Origin of the sequence: Streptomyces atriruber (assembly GCF_001418325.1) — a bacterium.
GTDB classification, from domain to species: domain Bacteria; phylum Actinomycetota; class Actinomycetes; order Streptomycetales; family Streptomycetaceae; genus Streptomyces; species Streptomyces atriruber.
The window spans coordinates 1-4,645 of the sequence record NZ_LIPN01000553.1; the positions used below are offsets into that span (position 1 = coordinate 1).

Below are 4,645 nucleotides of genomic sequence, written 5' to 3' on the forward strand. Positions count from 1 at the left end.
CGCCCCGCCCCCGTCAGGCGATCGCCTCGTACAGGCTCCACACGCCGAGCCCCAGCATCAGCAGCGCCGCGATCTTCGTGATGAGCGCCAGCGGCACCCGCTTCATCAGGGCCTTGCCGCCGACGATGCCGAGCCCCGCGACCGCCCACAGCGCGAGCACCGCGCCCAGGCCCACGGAGAGCGGGTCGTCGTAGCGGGCCGCCAGGTTGGCGGTCATGATCTGCGTCAGATCGCCGAACTCGGCGACCAGGATGAGCATGAAGCCCGCGCCGGAGACCTTCCAGAAGCTCTGGTTCTCGGGCTGCCTGACCTCTTCCTCGTCGTCGCCGCCCTTGAGCAGCAGCATCGCGGCGCCGGCGAGGAAGAGGACGCCCGTCAGCGCGTGCACCAACTGCTGCGGGAGCAGGGTCAGCACGCTGCCCGCCGCGACGGCGAGCACCACGTGGACGGTGAAGGCGGCCGCGACACCGGCGAAGACGTAGGAGGCGCGGTAGCGCGTGCCGAGGACGAGTCCGGCCAGCGCCGTCTTGTCCGGCAGCTCGGCCAGGAAGACGACGCCGAAGACGAGCGCCATCACGCTGAAGCTGATCAAGGGTTCCTCAATCGGTCGGGGCCGCCCCGCCGAGAGTGTTCCATCGTTTCGCGTACGACACCTCGGCACGGCAGCGCACACGGACGTACACGGATGTGGACGTCCGGACGTACACGGGATGCGTACGTCCGCACTGCTTTGCCGAAGGTCTCGCTGGCCTGCCCCGCGGGGCCTGCCTCCGGGCGCCGGCTCAGACGAGCTGAGCAGTATGTCGACGGTCCGGCGAAGAGCTACTCCCCTTCTGCGCCGTCCATCGTACGCGACCTCCGGCCACCCCTGGCCAGGGACTTTCGCCCCGCCCGGCAGTGACCCGGGTCACTCGAACGCGGCTCCCTGCAGCGCGTCCGGACCCCTCGGACACAACTCCCGTCACACGACACGCACATGACATGGCGCCAGAACTCTTGAAGTCGGCACCTATTTGACGCGACCCTGTCACCAGACGCACATCCGGAAGTAACCCCTGCCCGCGACGATGACCGCCCCACCGGTCAACTCCCCCCCACACCAGAGGAGTTCGCATGTCCGCTGTCTACGCGCGTCGACACACCCCGAGCACCCGAGGCACCCGGTACACCCGGCCCGCCTTCGCCGCCGCGGCCGTCGCCCTGGCCGCCGCGGCCACCCTCGTCACCGGCTCCTCCGCCCAGGCCGCTCCCCCGGCCCCGGTCAGCGCCGCCACCGCCCGCACCTACCTCGGCGACCTCACCGTCAAGGCCGAGGGCTCCTCCGACGGCTACAGCCGCGACAAGTTCCCGCACTGGAGCACGCAGTCCGGCGCCTGCAACACCCGCGAGGTCGTCCTCAAGCGCGACGGCACGAACGTCGAGCAGGACTCCAGCTGCGCCGCCACCTCCGGCACCTGGAAGTCCGCCTACGACGGCGCCACCTGGACCGTCGCCTCCGACCTCGACATCGACCACGTCGTGCCGCTCTCCGAGGCCTGGAAGTCCGGCGCGAACAGCTGGACCACCGCGCAGCGCGAGGGCTTCGCCAACGACCTGACCCGGCCGCAGCTGATCGCCGTGACCGACAACGTGAACCAGGCCAAGGGCGACAAGGACCCTGCCGAGTGGCTGCCGCCCACCGCCTCGTACCACTGCTACTACGCCCGGATGTGGGTGGACGTGAAGCACCACTACAAGCTGACGGTGAACACCGAGGAGAAGAGCAAGCTCTCCTCGATCCTCAACGGCTGCTGATCCCCGACGACCAGTGACCCTCGACGACCAGTGATCCTCGACGGCCGCTGATCCTCATCGGCCGCCGACCGGGGAAGGACCGGACCGGTTGCGGCGGAACCGGCCCGCCCTCCTCTGGCGTTCCGTACCGTACGGGGCGACAGAGGAGGGTGATCACTTGTGGCACGGCTGCGCCTGGGTCCACTGCTGAGGTACGTCGACGGTTCGACGGCGACCGTCTGGGTCGAGGCCGACCGGCCCTGCACCGCCGAGGTGCGGTGCGCGGACGGCGCGGGCGGCAAGGCGCGGACCTTCCAGATCGCGGGGCACCACTACGCGCTCGTCCCCGTCACCGGACTGACGCCGGGCACGGAGACGGCGTACGAGGTGCGGCTCGGCGACGGCGCGGGGGCCGCCGTGTGGCCGCTGCCCGATTCGCCCTACCCCGCGAGCACCATCCGCACCCCCGCGGAGAGCGGTGCCGACGAGGAGCTGCGGGTCACGTTCGGCTCCTGCCGCTGGGCCGCGCCGCCGTCCGGCGAGCACGACCCCGTGGGACCCGACGCGCTGGACACCCTCGCCGCCCGCATCGCCGCCGACCCCGGCGCCGAGCGCCCGGACGTCCTGGTCCTCCTTGGCGACCAGGTGTACGCGGACCAGACCTCCAAGGCCACCCAGCGCTGGCTCGCCGCCCGCCGGGACCTCGCCGACCAGCCGGGCGTCCAGGTCGCGGACTATGAGGAGTACACCCACCTCTACTACGAGTCCTGGCTGGACCCGGAGGTCCGCTGGCTGCTGTCGACCGTGCCCAGCTGCATGATCTTCGACGATCACGACGTCATAGACGACTGGAACACCAGTGCGGCCTGGCTCGCCGAGATGCGGGCCACGCCCTGGTGGCGCGAGCGCATCCTGAGCGGTCTGATGTCGTACTGGGTCCATCAGCACCTCGGCAATCTGCGGCCCGGGGAACTGGCCCACGACGACCTCTACGCCTCCGTGTGCGCGGCCCCGGACGGCACGGACGTGCTGCGCGCCTTCGCCGCCGCGGCCGACGCGGACGCGCGGGCCGCCCGCTGGAGCTACCGGCGGGACTTCGGGCGGGTCCGGCTGCTGATGGTGGACACCCGCGCGGCCCGCGTCCTGGCGGAGGACGAGCGCGCCATGCTCGACGCCGACGAGGCCGACTGGGTGCGCGAGCAGGCGCTGGCGGACCCGGGCACGTACGACCACCTCCTCATCGGCACCTCCCTGCCCTGGCTGCTCCCCCACCTCATCCATGACGCCGAGGGGTGGAACGCCGCGCTGTGCCGCGGTGAGCGGGGCGAGCGCTGGGCCCGCTTCGGGGAGAACCTGCGCCGCCGCTCCGACCTGGAGCACTGGGCGGCCTTCCCCGCCTCCTTCGAAGCGCTCACCGCGCTGATCACGGAGGCCGGTTCGGGTCCACAGGCCCCCGCGACGGTGTGCGTGCTCTCCGGCGACGTCCACCACGCCTATGTCGCCGAGCCGAGCTGGCCCTCGGGCGGCGGCCCTGACGCCCGGGTCCTCCAGCTGACCTGCTCCCCCGTCCACAATTCCATCCCCTCGATGCTCAAGCTCGGCTTCCGCTTCGGCTGGAGCCGGGTGGGGCGCGGTCTCGGGCGGCGCTTCGCCCGGCACGGCGGGGTGACGCAGGCGGGCATCGACTGGCGCAGGACGGGCGGGCCCTGGTTCGGCAACCAGCTCATGACCCTGACGCTGCGCGGCCGTTCGGCCCGGCTCCGGCTCGATCAGGCGCGGGCGGTGCGCGGCGGGGGCGTACGCCTGGAGAAGGCGGACGAGACACGGCTCTCCTAGGGCTCGTGGCGTGGATGCGTAAGAGGGGGCGTGGACGGGATCGGTAAGGGGGTCGTGGAGGAGATCTGGAGGAGGTTTCCGACGTACGGGTCGCCCACCCGTCCGGGGTTCGGCATCGGGCGTGCCGACGGCATGATGATGCGGACCGTCTGGTTCCAGCGTTCTCTATGCCCCAGGAGTCACGCTTTTGTCTGCACCTGTACCCGCACCGCTCCCACCCGCGCGGCGTCGGCCCGCACCTGACGCGGCCGCGCTCGCCCTGGTCGGCGCGGGCCCCCGCGGCACCAGCGTGCTCGAACGGCTCTGCGCCTCGGCGGCCGAGCTCCTCGCGACCGGGACGCACCTGACGGTCCACGTCGTCGACCCGGACCCGCCGGGCGCGGGCCGCGTCTGGCGCACGACGCAGCCCGCCGAGCTCCTGATGAACACCGTCGCCTCCCAGGTGACCCTCTTCACCGACGCGAGCGTCGACTGCTCGGGGCCGATACGCCCGGGTCCGAGCCTGTACGAATGGGCCGCCGAGGGGCGGGTTCCGGGGCTCGGGCCCGACGACTATCCGACCCGCGCCTGTTACGGCCGCTATCTGGAGTGGGTCTTCGCGGAGGCGGTGCGCCGCGCCCCCGGCACGGTCCGCGTCCAGGTCCACGCGGCACGCGCGGTGCGCCTGGCCGAGACGGCCGACGGGCTGCAGACCCTCGTACTGGACGACGGGCTCGAACTGTCCGGGCTCTCGGCTGTCGTGCTCGCGCAGGGCCATCTGCCGGCGGCCGCCGGTCCGGAGCCGCGGCGCCTGACGGACCACGCGGCGCGGCACGGCCTGCGCCACTTCCCGCCCGCCAACCCCGCCGACCTGGACCTGTCCGTCATCGCCCCCGGCGAGCGGGTGCTGCTGCGCGGCCTCGGCCTCAACTTCTTCGACCACATGGCGCTGCTGACCGAGGCCCGCGGGGGCCGGTACGTGCGAACGCCCGGCGGCCCGCTGCGCTACGAGCCCTCCGGCCGCGAACCTCGTCTGTACGCGGGATCGCGGCGCGGC

The 4,645-nt window shown here is 72.4% G+C and carries 4 protein-coding genes; 3 read left to right on the plus strand and 1 reads right to left on the minus strand.

Annotation, left to right across the window (positions count from 1 at the left end; translation table 11 throughout):
- Nucleotides 1-13: 13 nt before the first annotated feature.
- Nucleotides 14-592: a TMEM165/GDT1 family protein gene (locus AOK03_RS38215; protein ID WP_055569959.1), complete on the minus strand. Its 579-nt coding sequence runs from the start codon at nucleotides 590-592 to the stop codon at nucleotides 14-16.
- A 521-nt stretch (nucleotides 593-1,113) separates the two neighbouring features.
- On the opposite strand from AOK03_RS38215, the gene AOK03_RS38220 reads away from it, so the two are divergent.
- The 3 genes from AOK03_RS38220 to AOK03_RS38235 all read left to right on the plus strand — a co-directional run.
- On the plus strand, nucleotides 1,114-1,794 hold the full coding sequence (locus AOK03_RS38220; protein WP_055569960.1) for an HNH endonuclease family protein: 681 nt from the start codon (nucleotides 1,114-1,116) through the stop codon (nucleotides 1,792-1,794).
- 159 nt (nucleotides 1,795-1,953) lie between these two features.
- Nucleotides 1,954-3,609: an alkaline phosphatase D family protein gene (locus AOK03_RS38225; RefSeq protein ID WP_055569961.1), complete on the plus strand. Its 1,656-nt coding sequence runs from the start codon at nucleotides 1,954-1,956 to the stop codon at nucleotides 3,607-3,609.
- Between the two features lie 187 nt (nucleotides 3,610-3,796).
- Nucleotides 3,797-4,645, plus strand: an 849-nt coding sequence (locus AOK03_RS38235) for an FAD/NAD(P)-binding protein (protein ID WP_167355694.1), incomplete at its 3' end; no start/stop codon positions are given.